Source organism: Vibrio coralliirubri, assembly GCF_024347375.1.
Taxonomy (GTDB): domain Bacteria; phylum Pseudomonadota; class Gammaproteobacteria; order Enterobacterales; family Vibrionaceae; genus Vibrio; species Vibrio coralliirubri.
The window spans coordinates 1,752,446-1,772,597 of record NZ_AP025471.1 but is presented as its reverse complement, the minus strand read 5'-3'; the positions used below and the strand labels follow the sequence as shown (position 1 = coordinate 1,772,597).

Annotated in this window: 14 protein-coding genes and 2 pseudogenes; 11 read left to right on the top strand and 5 right to left on the bottom strand. The window is 43.8% G+C overall.

Annotated features, from left to right (window positions below; all coding sequences use genetic code 11):
* Positions 1-32 precede the first annotated feature (32 nt).
* On the top strand, positions 33-1,277 hold the full coding sequence (locus OCV20_RS24610; RefSeq protein WP_086775866.1) for a membrane dipeptidase: 1,245 nt from the start codon (positions 33-35) through the stop codon (positions 1,275-1,277).
* A 621-nt stretch (positions 1,278-1,898) separates the two neighbouring features.
* Positions 1,899-2,426: pseudogene (locus OCV20_RS24605) on the top strand (transcriptional regulator); the annotation flags it as partial.
* Between the two features lie 53 nt (positions 2,427-2,479).
* On the opposite strand, the gene OCV20_RS24600 reads toward OCV20_RS24605, so the two are convergent.
* Complete coding sequence (locus OCV20_RS24600; protein ID WP_086773621.1) at positions 2,480-3,400, bottom strand: IS5 family transposase; 921 nt, start codon at positions 3,398-3,400, stop codon at positions 2,480-2,482.
* 111 nt (positions 3,401-3,511) lie between these two features.
* Here OCV20_RS24600 and OCV20_RS24595 point away from each other — a divergent pair, with 111 nt between their 5' ends.
* Positions 3,512-4,606, top strand: coding sequence for a carbohydrate porin (locus tag OCV20_RS24595; RefSeq protein ID WP_048614329.1), 1,095 nt, complete (start codon positions 3,512-3,514; stop codon positions 4,604-4,606).
* A 120-nt stretch (positions 4,607-4,726) separates the two neighbouring features.
* Here OCV20_RS24595 and OCV20_RS24590 read toward each other — a convergent pair whose 3' ends face one another.
* Together OCV20_RS24590 and ygjK are read right to left on the bottom strand one after the other, a co-directional pair.
* Positions 4,727-5,434, bottom strand: coding sequence for a GntR family transcriptional regulator (locus tag OCV20_RS24590; protein ID WP_086775952.1), 708 nt, complete (start codon positions 5,432-5,434; stop codon positions 4,727-4,729).
* Positions 5,435-5,768: 334 nt separating this feature from the next.
* Positions 5,769-8,459, bottom strand: a complete 2,691-nt coding sequence (gene ygjK / locus OCV20_RS24585) for an alpha-glucosidase (RefSeq protein WP_086775951.1) — start codon at positions 8,457-8,459, stop codon at positions 5,769-5,771.
* A gap of 107 nt (positions 8,460-8,566) precedes the next feature.
* Here ygjK and OCV20_RS24580 point away from each other — a divergent pair, with 107 nt between their 5' ends.
* Positions 8,567-9,487 (top strand): IS5 family transposase, encoded by a 921-nt coding sequence (locus OCV20_RS24580; RefSeq protein WP_086773621.1) that lies wholly within the window; start codon positions 8,567-8,569, stop codon positions 9,485-9,487.
* Positions 9,488-10,396: 909 nt separating this feature from the next.
* Positions 10,397-11,317 carry an IS5 family transposase gene (locus tag OCV20_RS24575; RefSeq protein WP_086773621.1) on the top strand — a complete coding sequence of 307 codons (921 nt, stop codon included), beginning with the start codon at positions 10,397-10,399 and terminating at the stop codon, positions 11,315-11,317.
* Positions 11,318-11,498: 181 nt separating this feature from the next.
* Here the strand turns inward: OCV20_RS24575 and OCV20_RS24570 are convergent.
* Positions 11,499-12,413, bottom strand: a pseudogene (locus OCV20_RS24570) (enolase C-terminal domain-like protein); the annotation flags it as partial.
* Positions 12,414-12,489: 76 nt separating this feature from the next.
* Between OCV20_RS24570 and OCV20_RS24565 the strand changes: the two are divergent.
* The 5 genes from OCV20_RS24565 to OCV20_RS24545 all read left to right on the top strand — a co-directional run bounded on the left by OCV20_RS24565 (position 12,490) and on the right by OCV20_RS24545 (position 16,413).
* Positions 12,490-13,410, top strand: a complete 921-nt coding sequence (locus OCV20_RS24565) for an IS5 family transposase (protein WP_086773621.1) — start codon at positions 12,490-12,492, stop codon at positions 13,408-13,410.
* Positions 13,403-13,642 (top strand): hypothetical protein, encoded by a 240-nt coding sequence (locus OCV20_RS24560; RefSeq protein ID WP_420918770.1) that lies wholly within the window; start codon positions 13,403-13,405, stop codon positions 13,640-13,642. Before OCV20_RS24565 ends, OCV20_RS24560 begins: the two co-directional genes overlap by 8 nt.
* A 234-nt stretch (positions 13,643-13,876) precedes the next feature.
* Positions 13,877-14,692 (top strand): GNAT family N-acetyltransferase, encoded by an 816-nt coding sequence (locus OCV20_RS24555; RefSeq protein ID WP_086774995.1) that lies wholly within the window; start codon positions 13,877-13,879, stop codon positions 14,690-14,692.
* A 114-nt stretch (positions 14,693-14,806) separates the two neighbouring features.
* Positions 14,807-15,646: a helix-turn-helix domain-containing protein gene (locus OCV20_RS24550; protein ID WP_086774996.1), complete on the top strand. Its 840-nt coding sequence runs from the start codon at positions 14,807-14,809 to the stop codon at positions 15,644-15,646.
* A gap of 134 nt (positions 15,647-15,780) precedes the next feature.
* A complete protein-coding gene (locus OCV20_RS24545) occupies positions 15,781-16,413 on the top strand; it encodes an esterase/lipase family protein (RefSeq protein ID WP_048610139.1) in 633 nt (210 codons plus the stop codon).
* Between the two features lie 149 nt (positions 16,414-16,562).
* Here OCV20_RS24545 and OCV20_RS24540 read toward each other — a convergent pair whose 3' ends face one another.
* Positions 16,563-17,537, bottom strand: coding sequence for an arginine deiminase-related protein (locus tag OCV20_RS24540; RefSeq protein ID WP_086774997.1), 975 nt, complete (start codon positions 17,535-17,537; stop codon positions 16,563-16,565).
* Between the two features lie 586 nt (positions 17,538-18,123).
* Here OCV20_RS24540 and OCV20_RS24535 point away from each other — a divergent pair.
* Positions 18,124-19,974, top strand: coding sequence for an ABC transporter ATP-binding protein (locus tag OCV20_RS24535; protein ID WP_048610210.1), 1,851 nt, complete (start codon positions 18,124-18,126; stop codon positions 19,972-19,974).
* Positions 19,975-20,152 lie beyond the last annotated feature (178 nt).

Here is a 20,152-nt window from a genome sequence, read left to right as displayed (position 1 = left end):
AATGGACTTAAGCCAGTAATTGAGAGGTTTTCATGTTTAAAAAGATAACGTTAGTAGCAGCAAGCATTGCAATGAGTGTTGGTGTTGCACAGGCAAGTGTTGAGAGTAAGACCTGGCCTGCATCAGATAAGGCTAAAACATTTGTTCAAGACACCATTGTCATTGGTATGCTCGCGAGCCCTTACGGTGCAGGTTGGCAGGACGAGCAACAACTGTTGGATTACTTCCAAGATGCTCGTGATGCAGGTATTACAGGGCATGAATACACCATTACCGCTGCTGATCACAACTTTGATGACTTCTTGTTTCACCATCATAAACACCGCTCTGCGATGGCAAAACAACCTGACAATTTCATCATCGCGCATTCCAATAATGACATTGAGAAAGCGCACACCGAAGGCAAAACCGCCGTACTTTGGAACAGCCAAACCGCCACTATTTTGGAAGAAGATGTGACCAAAATGGCGATTCTAAAAGACATGGGCTTAAAAAGCATGATCTTGGCGTATAACGACATTTTCAGAACAGGTTCAGGGCAATTAGCAGCATTTAACGGTAGAGATATTGGCCTAACGCCTTGGGGAGAGTCTGTTATTGATTCGATGGTCGAGTATCAGGTCATTCTCGACCTAAGCCACACAGGCTCAAAGACAGCAAATGACGCGATGGATTACATGGAAGAGAAGTATCCTGGAACCCCATTTGTCTACACGCACTCAGTGCCAGCAGGGCTTTATAAGAGTGAGCCAGATGCAACACCACAAGGTTGCTACCGTGCTATTCCTGACGATGAAGCGATACGCGCGGCTAAATCAGGTGGCTACGTTGCCCCAACCTTCACGGAATGGATGATGGACGGCGTTTGGCCTGAAGATATTTCTCCAGTGCAAGCTGCAGATATGATCGACTACTACGTGAAATTGGTAGGCGTTGACCACGTAGGTATCGCAACTGATGATATGTTCTCTACCGCAATGGTTGTGGATTTCGCAACCAAGAACGCGAAAATGTACGACGATGGCGGCTACATGATTGAGGCGTTCAACAAAGGCGCTACCGGTAATGGTGAACTGTCGAAGATCCTAGCGGCGATTACTGATGAACTGTGGAAACGCGGTTACAGTAACGATGATCTTGCCAAGATCTACGGTGGTAACAAGATGCGAGTGTACGCTCAAGTATCTGAGGGCGCTGACCCTGATGAGTTCCAAAAAGAGTATACAAAGCGTCTAAAAACACTAACCAAGTTAAGAAATGAAAACTTAGCTATGTAGCTCGCAACCAACAAAGCTCAAACACTCGAAGCACGTCCTATCGGGCGTGCTTTTTTATTATCGGCTTGCAGATGACCTCTCCCTTATCCAACCAAGAAAGAGAATAATGAAGCACCAAATAGTTTTCAGGTCGAATAATAAATGGAATAAATACATAAAAATTTGGAAAATAATTATATAATATGATTACGCTTCCAGAACCACACCCGCCAGTTAACTAACCTAATTATTCCTTATAACAAGACTTTTACTGGTCACCAATTCAATGAAACACCAGTCACTATCGAATAATTTGTGATATCAAACTAGACAAAATTCCTGAGTACAGCTTTTTGATACTTCCCACCTAATAAATTAACCTCTCGAAAGAAAACTTTACTAAAAACCACCGTGAACTTAATTTTATGCCTCAAAACAATTATACTCATCGCGTACTAAAAATAGATAAAAACTAAAAGCATTGAGTACAACTTGTACAGATAACAACAAGTAAAAATCTCAATTTTGGAAATTATCTAAGTCATAGTAAATGTTGTAAATATTTGGAACCAGAGTCACAAGAGTAGGACCTCTTGAATTTATTATCAGGGATGCTGAAGAAAATAAAACAGGCATTGTTAGATGAATAATTCTGCAACGTATTTACTTGCTGCTTTACGAGAAAAAATCAAAGAGAAAGGGATTTGTTATTCCGACCTCTCTGCTGGGATGGCAATTCCTCTCTCAACCATTAAAAGGCAACTGCACAATACGTCTTTAGGGCTGGATAAAATACTTTCGTATGCCACTCATTTAGATACTGACTTGGTCGAACTATCTATGAGAGGTAAACAGCTACAGCAAGAGAACGAACAATTTATCACCGATATCAACAGTGAAATATTTAACCAATATCCATATTTGTTTGACTTTTTGTATCTATTACGACGAAAAGAGTGGTCACCACAAGATATTGCCAATAAATACCAATTGAGCCATACGTCAGTCGCCATATATTTTCGCGCATTAGAAATGATGGATTACGTTGAATTAAAAGGTGATGACCAATACCGATTTAAAGATCAAGGTCGTTTTATTTTTGAAGAAGGTTCTAAGCTTGACACTTTATTCGCTAAACGTTTTCGAAATGAAGTTTTCAGCCATGATGTGGCTTTGTTGCGTAATTAAATTTAGAGATAGAGCCAACCCGTTTCGCTTGTTTCTTAGTCAATACGACAAGTTTCAGGCATACCTAACCCAGTAAGCTTGTTCAACGCTTTTATCATCGCGTAAGTTTCACCCACCTGGGCATTGTAATTTCTTAAGCTCAGTTTCCCTCCTAGCAACTGTTTAACTCGATACATCGCTGTTTCTGAGAGTGAACGTTTGTGGTATCCATACCGCTCTTTCCAATACTTATTTGAGTCGTATAATTTCTGGCAACCCACGGCGAAATTTCGAGGGTGACCACGCTCCCAGAAGGCAGCCCCTTCTCTTGGGGGAATAAGCGCAATAGCTCCCTTAATCTTAATAGCAGCGTGACACGCTCTCGTGTCGTAAGCGCCATCACCAGACACCTCAAGGATACTTCGGCGTGTTTGTTTCAGTAAGTTCGGGAGTACTTCTCCATCTGTAACCGTCGATAAACTTAGCTCGGCGGCAATGATCTCATGAGTGTTGGTATCGACTGCAATATGCAGCTTTCGCCAGACTCTACGCTTGCCATCCGTCCCATGTTTTTTGACTTTCCATTCACCTTCGCCATAAACCTTAAGGCCAGTAGCATCAATGGCTAGGTGCTGTATCGCTCCTCTCGTTTTAGTCTTAAATGAAACCTCAACTTGCTTGGCTCTACGACTGATGCAGGTGTAATGCGGACAACTTAACGGTACATGGGCTAACCTAAATATCGAGTCGATAAATCCTTGCAGCGCTCTCAATGGCATAGAAAAAACTCGTTTGACCATGAGTGCTGTCGTGATAGCTAAATCACTGAACCGACGCGGCCTACCGCGCTTATTCTGTTTGCTTTGCGCCCATCCGCTTATTGCTTCTTCATCAATCCAAAAAGTCAGAGAACCACGGTTAATGAGTGATCGGTTGTATTGCTTCCAGTTGGTTGTTTTATAACGAGGCTTAGGCATAGGACTACGAGATAGAGTGGAGGTAGCTGATCAGATCGTAGGTTCTTGATTTAGTTCCATTGAATTACGCAACAAAGCCACTAATAACAATAAAATAATATTAGGGTTTATATGAAAAGCACATTCAAGCTGTCTTTAGCTACTGTTTTAGTTTCTTCTGCAATGGGAGCTCATGCAGGCATTGCCATTGTTGATACAGAAGAAGGTAACTTCTCTGTCGGTGGTAACGTGGAGCTGAACTTCAACTACCAAGATAGAGAATCGAATGATAACGGTGACGCAGAGTTCAACCAAGATGGTCGAGTTCTGATTGAGTTCGCTGGTGAAAAGTACACCAGTAATGGTCACTATGTTGGGGTTAAAGCGCAGCCTCTATTTGAAAGCACAGGCAATGTCGCACTCGATGACGCCTACTTTGAGTTCGGCAAAAAAGACGGGTGGGCGATTAAAGCGGGTCGTTTTGAAGCCTACGATATGTTCCCTGTCGGCCTCGATGTTTTCCTAGAGTATTCAGGTGATACCTCAAATGAACTTTATACCGGTGGCAGCGCCTATGTGTACCAGATGAAAGAAGCTCGCGGTCGTGGTTCTGATGGTCAGTTGATGTATAGCCAAAGTTTTGGGGATCTGTATGTCGAGGTTGGTACGATGATCGGTGACCGCTCTGACTTGTTCTCTGATAGCTACCATGGTGTGGAAGTTGACCACGATAACGCCAAAGATGCCTTCCTTGTTCGCCCGGTTGTGTCATATAAAATGGGTGATTTTACTGTTGCAGCCTCAATGGAAACTAACTTAGTCAGCGATGCGGTTGTCGACACTTCGGGTAAAGATATCTCTGACCGAACTGGCTACGGTCTAACAGGTAATTGGTCTAATGATTCTTGGAGCGTTAACGCTAACTTTGCTTACTTAGATGCTGTCGATGAAACCAATGCAACCGCGGGTTTGAACGCGCTATATAACAACTTCGGTATAGGTTACATCTACGGTGCGAACGAATATGATTCCACATGGGCAAAAGGTGATGTGACGGTTAACACGGGTTATGCATCTTACGAGTTCCAGAATGTACTTGAAGTACAAGACTTCTCTGTGCTTCTTGGTACTTACTACACAACGGTCGACAACGAAACGACCAATACATCTGCGTTCTCTGAAGACGATGATTTTGGTGCTCGCGTACGTTTGTACTACGAATTCTAATATCAGTTGATTCAATTCTACTGACAACCCGCCACTGTGCGGGTTGTTGTTTTTAGGGAGATACGTAAGCTAGAGAAATTAAACGCGGGAAGACAAAGTGGCTCAATACAAATCAAACCGTTACTTTTTGTCTCGGAAGCTCATGCTCTCACTGTTAAAAGGCGTGTGGTAGGTGCATTGGTAGTTGATGTCGATGATATCGCTGACGATGAACAGCTCACCTGATGCTAAGAAGCCTCGGTTGGTGATATTCATCGCCGCCGCATTTTTTTTGCAGCCGAGCAACTCCGCATCTTCTTTAGAAACATTGATCGCTTGATACGTTGTTAAGTAGCTATCGATCTGAAGACCTTTCGCCAATGCATGTTTCTGGATTGAGCTTTCAATGATCTCGGCATTCATTTCTGGGAAGACACTGACAGGGATCTTGGCTTCTTCAATCTGAACTACTTTGTTGTTAATCAATCGAAGCCGTCTAATTTTCCAGATGTAGTCATTGTCGTCTAAAGAAAAAATCTGCTGTTCGTGGTTATCGGGTAGCGCTTTATTCAACTGGAGCTTTTTATAAGAGATCTCTTCAAAACTGTTTTCAGTAATGGAGTTGTACACCAGTGGTGTACCAATGAGAGAAGTGTTGACGAAGTAACCAGAACCCACCTTAGATTTTACCATGCCAATAGCCTCTAGCTTGGCTAGTGCTTTACGAATCGTGAAACGAGATAATCCATATATTTCAGACAGTTCTCGTTCTGCAGGAAGCTTATGGTTGATACTGTTTTGGCAAATTTTGCTTACAATATCTTGAACAACTAATTCATATTTTTTCATTCTAAAAACTTAAAAAAGCACTCATGGTGATTAAATTATAGTTAACTAAATCAGATACTCAGCGCATTCCGAACTAGCCGATAATTCTAACATAGAAGGCCAATTAGATGATGAGAAATAGGGTGTTTTGGAGGGCGAATTGAAGGGTTACTTCTGGGTGTGTGACTTCATTCTCTTTCTTGCTTAGATAAGCGTGAAGGCGAGGTCACCTGCAAGCAGATAATAAAAAAGCCACAGCATTTACTGTGACTTTTGAACCTGACTTGAAGAGGTTTAAGTGGTTGCAGATGATAGGGGGGCATCTGCAACGCCTAATATCTAATGAGTGTGGCTGCTATTTGCCCACAAAACCGTTGTACAACATGTAAAGGTGCGCTGCACTCCAAGAGAAGTTATTCGCGCCCTGAACCTCACCCGTTTCTGGGTTGTAGTTTTCCTGAATCGGGGTAGCTTCTGTTAGGCCTTGCGCATTTTGGAATAGCTTGTCGACCATTTGACGCGCTTCCACACCGTATCCATAGTTGTCCATACCGCGTACACCAAAGTAGAACTGATCCAGCCATACGCGACCACGCCAGTAAATGTCTGGGCCGTAAGCTGGGTTGTCCATTGATGCCGTTCCTAGCGGAATCTTAGGTGAGTTAAACTTGCTTGTATTTAGCATGTTCTCTACGACTTTATCCGCGTGTTCTTGCGTCGCTGCGTTGTTGAATAGTGGCGACCAACCTTCGGGTCCCATACCGCGCTTCACCAGTACCGGACCTGCACATTGGTTAGGGAGTCCATTTGGTACCACTTCGATATCGTAGTAGAAGCCCGTTGACTCATCGTACATACAACGGTTGATGTACTCTTTGGTGTCGGCCGCTTTTTCTGCAAACTCAGCGGCTTTGTCTGCTTTACCCAGTACGTCGGCGATTTGAGATAGGTATAGGTTGTCTGAGTACCAGTAAGACGCTTGGTCTACCGACTCTTGCATCAATGAGTAACCAGATAAGCTGTTTGAATCATCCGTGTTTTCGTTGAACTTCACCTCCCAGTCTTTCTTCGCCAGAGCCAGTTTGTCCATGTTCTCAACTGAATCATCAAGGTAGGTCACTACTGAACCGTCTGTACCCATAGCCATGTCATACGTATTGTCGAAACCATTAGTGTCACGAGCGTAGCGGCCCATTTGGTCTATCACTTCCGCTTTTTCTTGAGTCGGTTGTTCAGATAATCCTTGTAGGTTATCGATAGTGTCGATAAAGCCGAACACGCCTGCGTTATCACGACCCGACTCCCAACCCGCCGCTACTTTCGCTGGGATACTCATTGCTGTGTAATCACCAGTAGTCAGCAATTCATTGTACTTCTCGATACTCGTTTCTTTGATCCACTGGTCGCCATTAGCTTCGTCTTTGTATTGGAACTTCATATCGTCAACAGACGCATCTGATCCCCAAGAACCGTCATTCACGTCACCTGTGAAAACCGTGTGGATTGGATCTTTCGCTGCGCCGTATTCTGGAATGCCGTTCTTGTTGGTATCACGAGCACGTAACCACCAATCGTGGAACGCAACTAGCTTCGGATACATTTCTTCCAGCCATCTTTGTGCTTCTTCTGGACGATTATGTTCGTCTTTCAGAGCGGTATACACTTCCCATACCGCCCATGCTGCCAGTGATGGTTTGGTATTTCGTTCATTCCAGTTCAGGCCATCGGTCGCTTGAGGGAACACTTTTTTGTATTCCGCTGACATGCCTTCCCAGCGTTCTGCTGGTAGGTTGTACGTCACAACATCAAGCAGGTAACCTTCATCCCAAGGGCGTACTGGATCATCAGATTGCACTTGGTATTGGAATACAGTGCGAATGTTTTCCATCGCTACATCTGGGTTGAAGTGAGACATCGCATAAGCTTGCTTCCACGTATCCCACGGCCATGTCATATTGCCCGAGAAGTAAGGGGCCGTAACGGAAGGTGTAACGGTGTCGTGATCAATTGCACCCGCAGCACCACGCCAGTTCGCGTTTAATGTTTCCATTGCTTTTACTGCAACAAACTCATGTTCTTTTGAAGCCGCATCGTTGGTGAGACCGTTTTCTAGATATTCTTCCCAACGCATGGCTGAATCGTGCATGTAACCTTTTGGATCGGCCATCACCTTATTTAGTTTTCCAAACTCAGACGCTTGTTCTTTGGTGTTTTGAACGTGAGTGTAAGCCGTGTATAACGTGATCTCTTCGCCATCACCTAGAGAGGCCGTTTGCACGAAACCTTTCTTGTCGTCATTGATGGTAGAAGTTTCTGGTTTGATAGAACGTGTCACTTCGAACTTTGAATCGCCAGATGTCAACAATGACCATGAATCACGAACTGCGCCAAAAGAGACTTCTACACCACTGTCTGTCGCTGTAATTTCACGGGAGTAAGTGGGGTAAGCTTCTTCAACACTACGAACTGTGCTGTCTTCATTCTTGTATGCCGTGCCATCATCAGCACGATAGTTTTGCATCAACTCACCATCCCATTCACCTTGAATATCAAGCTTATTTAGATTTTTGATGGTGGTTTTTACAAGAGAAGTACGATTAGTCACAAAACGCATTTCTAGCTCGGCTTCGATACCGTTATCGCCTGTATACGCTTGAATCAACGCACCTGGTTGTGAGTATGCGTTTGTCAGTTCTAGCGGCATAACCTGACCATCAACAGTCAGAGACAAGCGGTCAAAACGTGCTGCCATGAATGACACGTATTCTTCGGTCAGCAGTGCTGTACCACCTAAAGTTATTTCACCACCTTTGGTGTCTAATGTGTGACCGTGCCATGAGCCGTTATCGAACATCGGAATGTAGCGCAGGTGACCACCGTGTAAATCACGCAATGCCACTGGTACCCCTGCACGATCGATGGTGTTGTGGAATTCGGTCGCTTTAAGTGGAGCATCCACATTCGAACTATTATCGTTACTGTTGCATCCGCTTAGCGTTAGAGCAACGCCGACAGCAACCGCACATAAAGACGTTTTAAACTGCATGTTATATCCTTCATTTATAGGTTTTTGAGGCTTTGTTGCGTAATTCAATGGAACTAAATCAAGAACCTACGATCTGATCAGCTACCTCCACTCTATCTCGTAGTCCTATGCCTAAGCCTCGTTATAAAACAACCAACTGGAAGCAATACAACCGATCACTCATTAACCGTGGTTCTCTGACTTTTTGGATTGATGAAGAAGCAATAAGCGGATGGGCGCAAAGCAAACAGAATAAGCGCGGTAGGCCGCGTCGGTTCAGTGATTTAGCTATCACGACAGCACTCATGGTCAAACGAGTTTTTTCTATGCCATTGAGAGCGCTGCAAGGATTTATCGACTCGATATTTAGGTTAGCCCATGTACCGTTAAGTTGTCCGCATTACACCTGCATCAGTCGTAGAGCCAAGCAAGTTGAGGTTTCATTTAAGACTAAAACGAGAGGAGCGATACAGCACCTAGCCATTGATGCTACTGGCCTTAAGGTTTATGGCGAAGGTGAATGGAAAGTCAAAAAACATGGGACGGATGGCAAGCGTAGAGTCTGGCGAAAGCTGCATATTGCAGTCGATACCAACACTCATGAGATCATTGCCGCCGAGCTAAGTTTATCGACGGTTACAGATGGAGAAGTACTCCCGAACTTACTGAAACAAACACGCCGAAGTATCCTTGAGGTGTCTGGTGATGGCGCTTACGACACGAGAGCGTGTCACGCTGCTATTAAGATTAAGGGAGCTATTGCGCTTATTCCCCCAAGAGAAGGGGCTGCCTTCTGGGAGCGTGGTCACCCTCGAAATTTCGCCGTGGGTTGCCAGAAATTATACGACTCAAATAAGTATTGGAAAGAGCGGTATGGATACCACAAACGTTCACTCTCAGAAACAGCGATGTATCGAGTTAAACAGTTGCTAGGAGGGAAACTGAGCTTAAGAAATTACAATGCCCAGGTGGGTGAAACTTACGCGATGATAAAAGCGTTGAACAAGCTTACTGGGTTAGGTATGCCTGAAACTTGTCGTATTGACTAAGAAACAAGCGAAACGGGTTGGCTCTATCTCTAAATTTAATTACGCAACAAAGCCGTTATTAGTTGCATAGCAACTTTTTGAACTTCAAGTTGAAATATATGGACAGTATTCGACTCGATTTCTAGGGCGTATATTTACTAATTAACTCCTCACTCACAATATTATCCATCTGGAATTGCAGACCTAAATCACTGTTTTATATTTATAAAAATATCCTTTAAATTCAATGCTTTAAATATAAACCGTAAAATTAAAAACTAAAATAATCTCTATTGCACAATACAGGTTAAATAACAGTCAAAACTTGGGTGGTTTTATAGCAATACGCTAAACCACTTAATTTAGATTATATTAAACTGTTTTAATAACCATCATATTTTTTATTGGGATTTAAATTAACCAAAGGTTAATGAAGCAGTATTTAAAATATTAATAGTGATAATTAATGTACATCATTACTTTTTATGAGCCATTTAAATAAAATTAGTCCATATCGAAAAGACAAACTTTGAAAGTAGGTAAACTAATTTCTGAACTTATAGTGGAACGTTTCCCATTAAAGTCAGCCTGTTATTACTGAACTATTTAAAGTCAGTTAATTGGAGGTATGTGAGAGGTAATACTAATAGTTTGGATATGAAAATTCTGATTACTTGCTGATTGATTAGCTAGTGAAGCAACAGCAACAAATCTAGAACGAAGACTGACAAAGAAGCTAATACCAATCACAGTAAGTAAGTGTTCAAAAATAGCGTAGGAAAAAGGCTTGAGAACAAGGCGGTATTTTTCGATAAGTAGTTATTCTACAATCAAAAATTCCAACGCAGTTAGGCTTTGTTGCGTAATTCAATGGAACTAAATCAAGAACCTACGATCTGATCAGCTACCTCCACTCTATCTCGTAGTCCTATGCCTAAGCCTCGTTATAAAACAACCAACTGGAAGCAATACAACCGATCACTCATTAACCGTGGTTCTCTGACTTTTTGGATTGATGAAGAAGCAATAAGCGGATGGGCGCAAAGCAAACAGAATAAGCGCGGTAGGCCGCGTCGGTTCAGTGATTTAGCTATCACGACAGCACTCATGGTCAAACGAGTTTTTTCTATGCCATTGAGAGCGCTGCAAGGATTTATCGACTCGATATTTAGGTTAGCCCATGTACCGTTAAGTTGTCCGCATTACACCTGCATCAGTCGTAGAGCCAAGCAAGTTGAGGTTTCATTTAAGACTAAAACGAGAGGAGCGATACAGCACCTAGCCATTGATGCTACTGGCCTTAAGGTTTATGGCGAAGGTGAATGGAAAGTCAAAAAACATGGGACGGATGGCAAGCGTAGAGTCTGGCGAAAGCTGCATATTGCAGTCGATACCAACACTCATGAGATCATTGCCGCCGAGCTAAGTTTATCGACGGTTACAGATGGAGAAGTACTCCCGAACTTACTGAAACAAACACGCCGAAGTATCCTTGAGGTGTCTGGTGATGGCGCTTACGACACGAGAGCGTGTCACGCTGCTATTAAGATTAAGGGAGCTATTGCGCTTATTCCCCCAAGAGAAGGGGCTGCCTTCTGGGAGCGTGGTCACCCTCGAAATTTCGCCGTGGGTTGCCAGAAATTATACGACTCAAATAAGTATTGGAAAGAGCGGTATGGATACCACAAACGTTCACTCTCAGAAACAGCGATGTATCGAGTTAAACAGTTGCTAGGAGGGAAACTGAGCTTAAGAAATTACAATGCCCAGGTGGGTGAAACTTACGCGATGATAAAAGCGTTGAACAAGCTTACTGGGTTAGGTATGCCTGAAACTTGTCGTATTGACTAAGAAACAAGCGAAACGGGTTGGCTCTATCTCTAAATTTAATTACGCAACAAAGCCACGCAGTTATCGAGCGTTTTAACAAGCTAGGGTGAACAGTTATTTACTACGATTGGTATAATACGAACAGTAAGTTTCAGACAAAAAAATGGCCGCTATCTGCGGCCATTTGGGTTAACTCAATGAGTTATGGAGTGTGAATCGCGCCATCAGGAAGGCGACTTTGAGTCCACTCGTGGGGGCGATACATAACAGGGAACTCGGCTGCAACCTCTCGGTCGATTTCAACACCAATACCTGCGATTTCAGAAGCGTATAAGTAGCCATTAATTGGCTCTGCAGCGTTCGGGAATACCTTGTGCGTATTCTCGTTGTACTCAACATGTTCTTGAATGGCGGCATTGTGTAAATGCACATTCAAATGCGTGTTTACCGCTGCACCAATTGGCGTCATATCTGGCGGGCAATGCCATGCAATACGAACACCGAAGTTCTGGCATAGATGGCCTAGTTTCAGGGCTGGGGTAATGCCACCAATCTGTGAAACATGGCAACGAATGAAATCAATGCGACGGTTAGCAATCAATGATTTCCACTCTTCAGGGTTATTAAATAACTCTCCTAAACCTAATGAAACTGAGCTTTGGCTACGAATATTATCCAACCATTCCGTTTGGTTTGGCGGCAGAATATCTTCAATGAAGTAAGGCTTATATTGCTCGACTTCTTTGGCAAATTGTATCGCTTGGTTCGGGAATAGGCGCTCATGAACATCATGAAGAATATGGAATTGGTTACCATATTTCTCTCTCAGCGACTTAAACATCGTTAGAGTATTGTCCATGTACTGATCTTGGTCGTAGTACGAACCTTCAGTCGGGTTTTGAGTGGTATGCAAATCGGTTGGAACACCGCCATAGAAACCCAGCTGACAACGAATGTGCTTGTAGCCTTTGTCTAGGAAAGATTCCACCAGCTCATAAATACCTTCCATCGTGTCGCTAGTCGCGTGTGTGTATACAGGAATAGCATCACGAGACTTACCACCAAATAATTGGTGTAACGGCATACCCGCCAATTTAGCTTTGATATCCCACAGGGCTTTGTTGCGTAATTCAATGGAACTAAATCAAGAACCTACGATCTGATCAGCTACCTCCACTCTATCTCGTAGTCCTATGCCTAAGCCTCGTTATAAAACAACCAACTGGAAGCAATACAACCGATCACTCATTAACCGTGGTTCTCTGACTTTTTGGATTGATGAAGAAGCAATAAGCGGATGGGCGCAAAGCAAACAGAATAAGCGCGGTAGGCCGCGTCGGTTCAGTGATTTAGCTATCACGACAGCACTCATGGTCAAACGAGTTTTTTCTATGCCATTGAGAGCGCTGCAAGGATTTATCGACTCGATATTTAGGTTAGCCCATGTACCGTTAAGTTGTCCGCATTACACCTGCATCAGTCGTAGAGCCAAGCAAGTTGAGGTTTCATTTAAGACTAAAACGAGAGGAGCGATACAGCACCTAGCCATTGATGCTACTGGCCTTAAGGTTTATGGCGAAGGTGAATGGAAAGTCAAAAAACATGGGACGGATGGCAAGCGTAGAGTCTGGCGAAAGCTGCATATTGCAGTCGATACCAACACTCATGAGATCATTGCCGCCGAGCTAAGTTTATCGACGGTTACAGATGGAGAAGTACTCCCGAACTTACTGAAACAAACACGCCGAAGTATCCTTGAGGTGTCTGGTGATGGCGCTTACGACACGAGAGCGTGTCACGCTGCTATTAAGATTAAGGGAGCTATTGCGCTTATTCCCCCAAGAGAAGGGGCTGCCTTCTGGGAGCGTGGTCACCCTCGAAATTTCGCCGTGGGTTGCCAGAAATTATACGACTCAAATAAGTATTGGAAAGAGCGGTATGGATACCACAAACGTTCACTCTCAGAAACAGCGATGTATCGAGTTAAACAGTTGCTAGGAGGGAAACTGAGCTTAAGAAATTACAATGCCCAGGTGGGTGAAACTTACGCGATGATAAAAGCGTTGAACAAGCTTACTGGGTTAGGTATGCCTGAAACTTGTCGTATTGACTAAGAAACAAGCGAAACGGGTTGGCTCTATCTCTAAATTTAATTACGCAACAAAGCCGTATGGATACCACAAACGTTCACTCTCAGAAACAGCGATGTATCGAGTTAAACAGTTGCTAGGAGGGAAACTGAGCTTAAGAAATTACAATGCCCAGGTGGGTGAAACTTACGCGATGATAAAAGCGTTGAACAAGCTTACTGGGTTAGGTATGCCTGAAACTTGTCGTATTGACTAAGAAACAAGCGAAACGGGTTGGCTCTATCTCTAAATTTAATTACGCAACAAAGCCCCTTTTCTATCTAATCCAAAACTGTCGTTTTTGTTCAATACCTATCTCAGTTACTCACCTACACTTGCTGTCATTGAAACGTGGCTCAGCCAATCAATTTATAGCATCGTCAATCGACGCACCTGGGAACCAGACAGCAGTCACGTACTCTACCGAATCGAAACAACAGGAATTCAAGCGATGTTAGACATCAAAAAAATCTCAACATTGAGCGACTTAAGCGAACTTAAAATGGCTTACTTTGCTGATTCAACAGCACCACTTGATGGTATGTGGCACTTCGGCTTTGTACCTATGTCTGACCATTACGGCTTTTACGAAGGCGACAAACTTGTCGGTTATTGCGTATTGAATGGTGAAGGCTACTTACTTCAGTTCTATCTAGCACCAACCGCCAACACCAATATTGCAGACTTGTTCACCTTAATCGTAGAAAACAACAGCTCTGTGGTTGGTGAGGTGAAAGGCGCATTTGTAAGTACGGCTGAACCACAATATCTGTCACTATGCTTGGACAATACTGAGTCCTTCAAAGTCAACGCACTGATGTTTCGCCAGCGTCCAACAGCCGTCGAACACAGCATTGGAAACATCGAGATGACTCTCGCGACGGAAGAGCAACTCGAGCAACTAGTCGAATTTGCTTCATCAGCAATTGGCGCTCCCAAAGAGTGGCTGACCGGTTACTACAGCAACTTGATTGCTCGCCAAGAGCTATGGGGCTATTGGGAAAATGACCATGTGCTCGCTACAGGAGAATGCCGTAAGTTCGATGAGCATCAAACGCAGTATGCTGACTTAGGCATGATTGTCGCTCCAGAAGAACGCGGTAAAGGCTTAGCAACGCGTGTTCTTAACTTTCTAAAGCAGCTCGCTAACAGCCAAGGGATAGAAGCTATCTGTTCTACGGAAAGCAGCAACATTGGAGCACAAAAGGCCATCACACGCGCTGGGTTATCTTCAAAACATCGTATCTTGCAGTTTGATTTTGACTAAATTTCAGAACAAAGCTGAAAGTTCAGTTCTGATAATAGATACTGATAAAAACTGTCACCGATAACGATATCCACATATAGTTGGAGGTGACAGTCATCTGAAATAGAAGGTCTAATGATCAATTGGTTACAGTCTCCAAAATCTCCTGAAGTTGCTCAGTTCATTGATTGCTACTGGCTGATCGAAAAGACACCCGACGCTCAAACTCATCAATTTCCGATACTCAATCCCGATCCATCGGCTCACCTGATCCTATCGCCAAGCGAGCAGGCATATCACTACACGATTGAGCAACAAATCGATCAAGGCGTTGGCTGCCACTTGCTGTTACCACACCATAAAGCCATCGAATTGGATCACTCAAAGCCCTTTGTTCACTTAGGTATTAAATTCCATGTCGGAGCCTTGTACTCGTTAGATATTCCAGACTGTCCGCACCCCAGCCTAGACACTGTTAACCCTATCGATCTCGCGAGTTTGTTAGATAATCCTAATGCCGAAGCAATGTCGCTGATCAAGCTTGCTCAAACCGATGTTGAGGCCTGCTGTCAGCAGTTAGATGATTTGCTGCTTCCTTGGCTATCGACAGCTAAAACGGATAGGCACAGCGAACTCACACGCAAGGTGTTGGGTGTGCTTGGTTCGACACAGATTGCAGAGCTTGGCGACAAGCTGTTTTGCTCGCAAAGAACATTAGAAAGAAGCTTCAACAAGGTAACAGGGCTGACATTAAAACAGTGCCAATCGATGAACAAACTCGAAGCGATGTTGGAATACTTGTATAAGCGAAATTTGGATGACATCGACTGGATGGACGTCGCCTTTCAATTTGGGTTTAGCGACCAACCGCACCTGATTCGTTACCTAAAGAAAACCATCGGTCTAACACCCAATACTTACGCCAAACAAGGCGGATTAACCATAGATGTGTATGGTGGAGTGAGATCGGACTAACCCACCCTTTCTCTATAACAAAGGCTCTGTTTATAACGTACACCTCTGCCTTTTGTGTCCCATTAGTAGCAAGTTTTATTGAGTTTAGATTTGCGACTAAATATACTGGAGACATCATCAGACGGAGGACGAAAATGAATAATAAAAACAAACATATAGTTTTAATTCATGGTCTATATATGCCTGCGTTGATCATGCAATATCTGGATAGAAACTTCAAAAAACGCGGCTTTACAACGCACAAATTTGCCTACAACTCGCTGCGTTTCCCTTCTGCAGCCAAACGCCTCAATCGCTTCGTGAATGCTCGCTTTAATGAGTACGATGAGGTCTATTTTTTTGGTCACTCACTCGGTGGCTTGCTGATTCGCCACTACTTTAAGTTCTACCAACCCGACTTTGCAGACACCTGCATTATTACAGCAGGTACTCCGCACAATGGGGCAACTATCGCCAAAACACTGTCTAATCATGGGCTTGGATTTATATTTGGTTCGAGCAAAATGATCTTAAGCGATGGCTTGGGTGACTACGATATTGATGTGCCGATTGGCGTGATTACAGGTACCTACGACGCCGGAGTCGGACGTATTGTTCTGGGAAGAAACCCTGGCGATGGCACAGTCACACTCGAAGACGCCAACCTGAGAGGAGCAACGGATACTTACGCCCTCAAACTCAACCACACAGCGCTTGTCTACTCCAAGGAAGTCGTGACACTGTCGGCTCAGTTCATCGAACACAGAGCTTTCAAGGACGCTTCATAGCTTTTTCCGTTAGCTTTTGAGCGTTGACTCCTGTATCGAGCTCTGTTCTCTTATTTGTGATAGATAAAAACAAAAATACCACTCTGCGATAAGAGTGGTATTCAAAGATTCATTACTGAAGTGAGCGCTTGTTATACTTTCTATACTTGTTACAAGCGATTCACTCGCGTTGGTAAGAACACCTCTCCCAACATGCATCGCACCGAACCACCACCAATGTCTTCAATCGTTTTCACGTTAAATGGTAGCAGTTTTCCGTGTGTCGAAAGCTGAGCTAACTGGGCTGGAGAAAACGCATCGTAAGCCGATTGAGACATCGCGATTACCTTATCGCCATTCACGGTTTCCAATTGCAGAATGTTGCCGCAGAATCGGTTCATCTGATCAATTGAGATAGAGATAACCTGCTTATCTTTAGCAAGCGACTTCACCACAAAACGGCGTTCAAATTCAGGAATCACTTCATCACAGATCACGCAGAAGTTATCGCCAATCGCCATCATCACATTGGTATGGTAAATCGGCTGACCAGATGGCAGCGCAGTTTGGAAAGAGACCACGCGAGAATAGCCAATGCGCTTTGCGTAATCTTCCAAGACTTCGCGGTCACAACGTTGAGAAAGCGCAGCATAGATAGTCTTGTTGATATGGTCGATAACCATCACGCCTGTGCTCTCTAGATAAGAACCCTGCGCGATGTAAGACTCTAGAGATTCACTGTGGTTAACAATGCGACCCGACGCTTCTAACGCTTCAATAAGAGCATTTGGCTTAACTTCATTCTGACGGTTTTCACACGCCATAGGAAAAGTGAATAAGCTTCCATCACTGCAGGTACTGAACCAGTTATTTGGGAAAACAGCATCCGGCGTTTCAACGCCCAATTCTGGGTAATCAAACTCTACAACTTGCACACCTTCTTTACGCAACGAAGCGACCATAGCCTTAAATTCGACCATCGTTTCTACCTTCACCTCAGCTTCGGTCAGATTCACTCTGTGCTGAAATTCGTTATCACGTGCTGTTTCTTCGTTAAATTTAAACTCTTTTGGCGGCACCATAACAACGCAATTCGCGTTTTGAACATTAGTAATATGAAGTGATTTTTTGTGTAGGTTTAACATTTCAACCGTCCCTATCTTTTATTTACTTCAGAATTGTAAACAACTTGTTACGACAAGATTCACTGAAAAGAATATTGATTTGAATATTTATCCCAAACAATTACTGCAAATCTTAGATTAATCGGTAATTTTTACTGCAAGATAACAGCACATCAGAAAGAACCAACTGTATGCATATTCGTTAAGTCACTTTATGGATAAATATTCTGATTCCATTTTCTCGCCCATCACGAGTTTTGATTACAATTCAATCCATTTAGCGTTAGGATTATCACCGTTGCATAACAATCAATTACGTTTGAAATAAGCTTAACTTTTCCTGTCTAATTCAATCTAAAATAAGCGTCATGAAAGACATTCTTTGGACCTTTCCTGCATCGCTTAGACAAAGTTTTAGTGTTTTAAAGCCAAGTGCCTAAATAGGCGCTAGAACAAAATCCATCGAATGACTTAATACTGATAAGAACCCATGGGCGCTTATATAATTTCAAACTAAGACAGTTAAATTTCAAATCAAGACCATAAAAACAAAGCTGCACCAACGATGCAGTCGCTTATAGATGCACTAGTTTATAAAGGGAAATCTATGTACAAGAAATTTGAAGGCTTTACTGAAGCCTTTCCAAAGGGAGAGCCGATACAACCTCCTACTGGCATACTGGCATTCTGCCGCCATTACACTCGAGGTTTCGAAAAACCGTTGATCTTACTCGGGTTGATGAGCATGACCATCGCGATCATCGAAGTCGCGCTGTTCGGTTACATGGGGCAATTGGTTGACTGGCTATCAACAAGCAACCCAGACACTTTCTTAGCAGACAACGAGTCGACATTGATGGGGCTCGGTATTCTGCTGTTGGTTGTGATGCCAATCTTGATCAGTGTTTACTCGCTATTGCTTCACCAAACTTTGCTGGGCAACTACCCAATGTCGATTCGTTGGTTAGCGCACCGCTACCTTTTGAAGCAAAGCCTGTCCTTTTATCAAGATGACTTCGCCGGACGTGTCGCGACCAAAGTGATGCAAACCTCGCTCGCGGTGCGTGAAACCGTGACCAAAATGGTCGATGTGTTTGTCTACGTAACGGTTTACTTCACGGCGATGCTGTTCATGCTTGCTGAATCAGATTGGCGCTTGATGGCTCCGATGCTGATTTGGCTATTCGTTTACATCGGCATTCAACTGCACTTCGTGCCAAAGCTAAAAGACGTGTCTTCCGAACAAGCGGATGCTCGTTCACTGATGACGGGTCGTATTGTTGATAGCTACACCAACATCGCAACGGTCAAACTATTCTCACACAGCAAAAGAGAAACAGAATATGCCGAAGAAGGCATGGAAGGCTTTTTAGATACGGTTCATCGCCAAATGCGCTTGGTTACTGGCTTCAACATCTGCGTTGAATTCGCTAACTACTTGTTGGTGTTCAGTATTGCGGGCATCTCTATCTACCTATGGTTAGACAACGCGATCACCGTGGGTGCGATTGCGATTGCGGTCAGCTTGGCTCTGCGTATTAACGGCATGTCGAAATGGATCATGTGGGAAATCGGTGGTCTGTTTGAAAACCTTGGTACCGTGATTGATGGCATTAAAACCCTGTCTAAGCCTATCGCTATCGAAGACAAGAAAGACGCGAAGCCTCTGGACGTTCCACAAGGCGGTATCAACTTCGACAATGTAAGCTTTAACTACGGTGAGAATAAGGGAGTGATTAACAACCTAAACCTCAACATCAAACCGGGTGAAAAAGTGGGCTTGGTTGGCCGTTCAGGTGCAGGTAAATCGACCCTAGTTAACTTACTGCTGCGTTTCCACGATGTAGAAAGTGGTCGCATCCTGATTGATGACCAAGAGATCTCGAGCGTTACTCAAGATTCTCTGCGTAGCAACATAGGTATGGTGACCCAAGATACCTCACTGCTGCACCGTTCGATCAAAGACAACATTCTTTACGGTCGACCAGAGGCATCAGACGAAGAGGTATACGCCGCAACCAAGCAAGCGCACGCTCATGAGTTTATCGAAACGCTAACCGACCCGTTTGGCAACGTTGGTTACGATGCTCAAGTGGGTGAACGTGGCGTTAAGCTTTCTGGTGGTCAGCGTCAACGTGTCGCTATCTCACGTGTTCTTTTGAAAAATGCTCCCTTACTTGTTCTCGATGAAGCAACTTCTGCACTCGATTCTGAGGTAGAAGCCGCGATTCAAGAGAGCTTGATTGAGCTAATGGAAGGCAAAACGGTTATTGCGATTGCACACCGCCTGTCGACCATTGCAGCGATGGATCGTCTGATCGTGCTTGATGCCGGCAATATCGTAGAAGAAGGCACGCACCAAGAGCTGATTAACCAGAATGGTATTTATGCGCAGCTATGGAACCACCAGACCGGTGGCTTCATTGCCGATGATCTTGAGCAAGCCACGAGCGCTTAATTTTTGTGCTATTTTAAAAGTGCGGCGTGATTCACACCAATTTGTTTATTGGCGGTAAATTACACGTGGCAGAATGTTATGTCGTAATTATATAATGACATTAACACCAAAGACGCCTCGCTTGCGCGTTCTGGAATAAGGCTAGACTTCGGGGGGAGGCTAGCCTTTTTTATGCCTG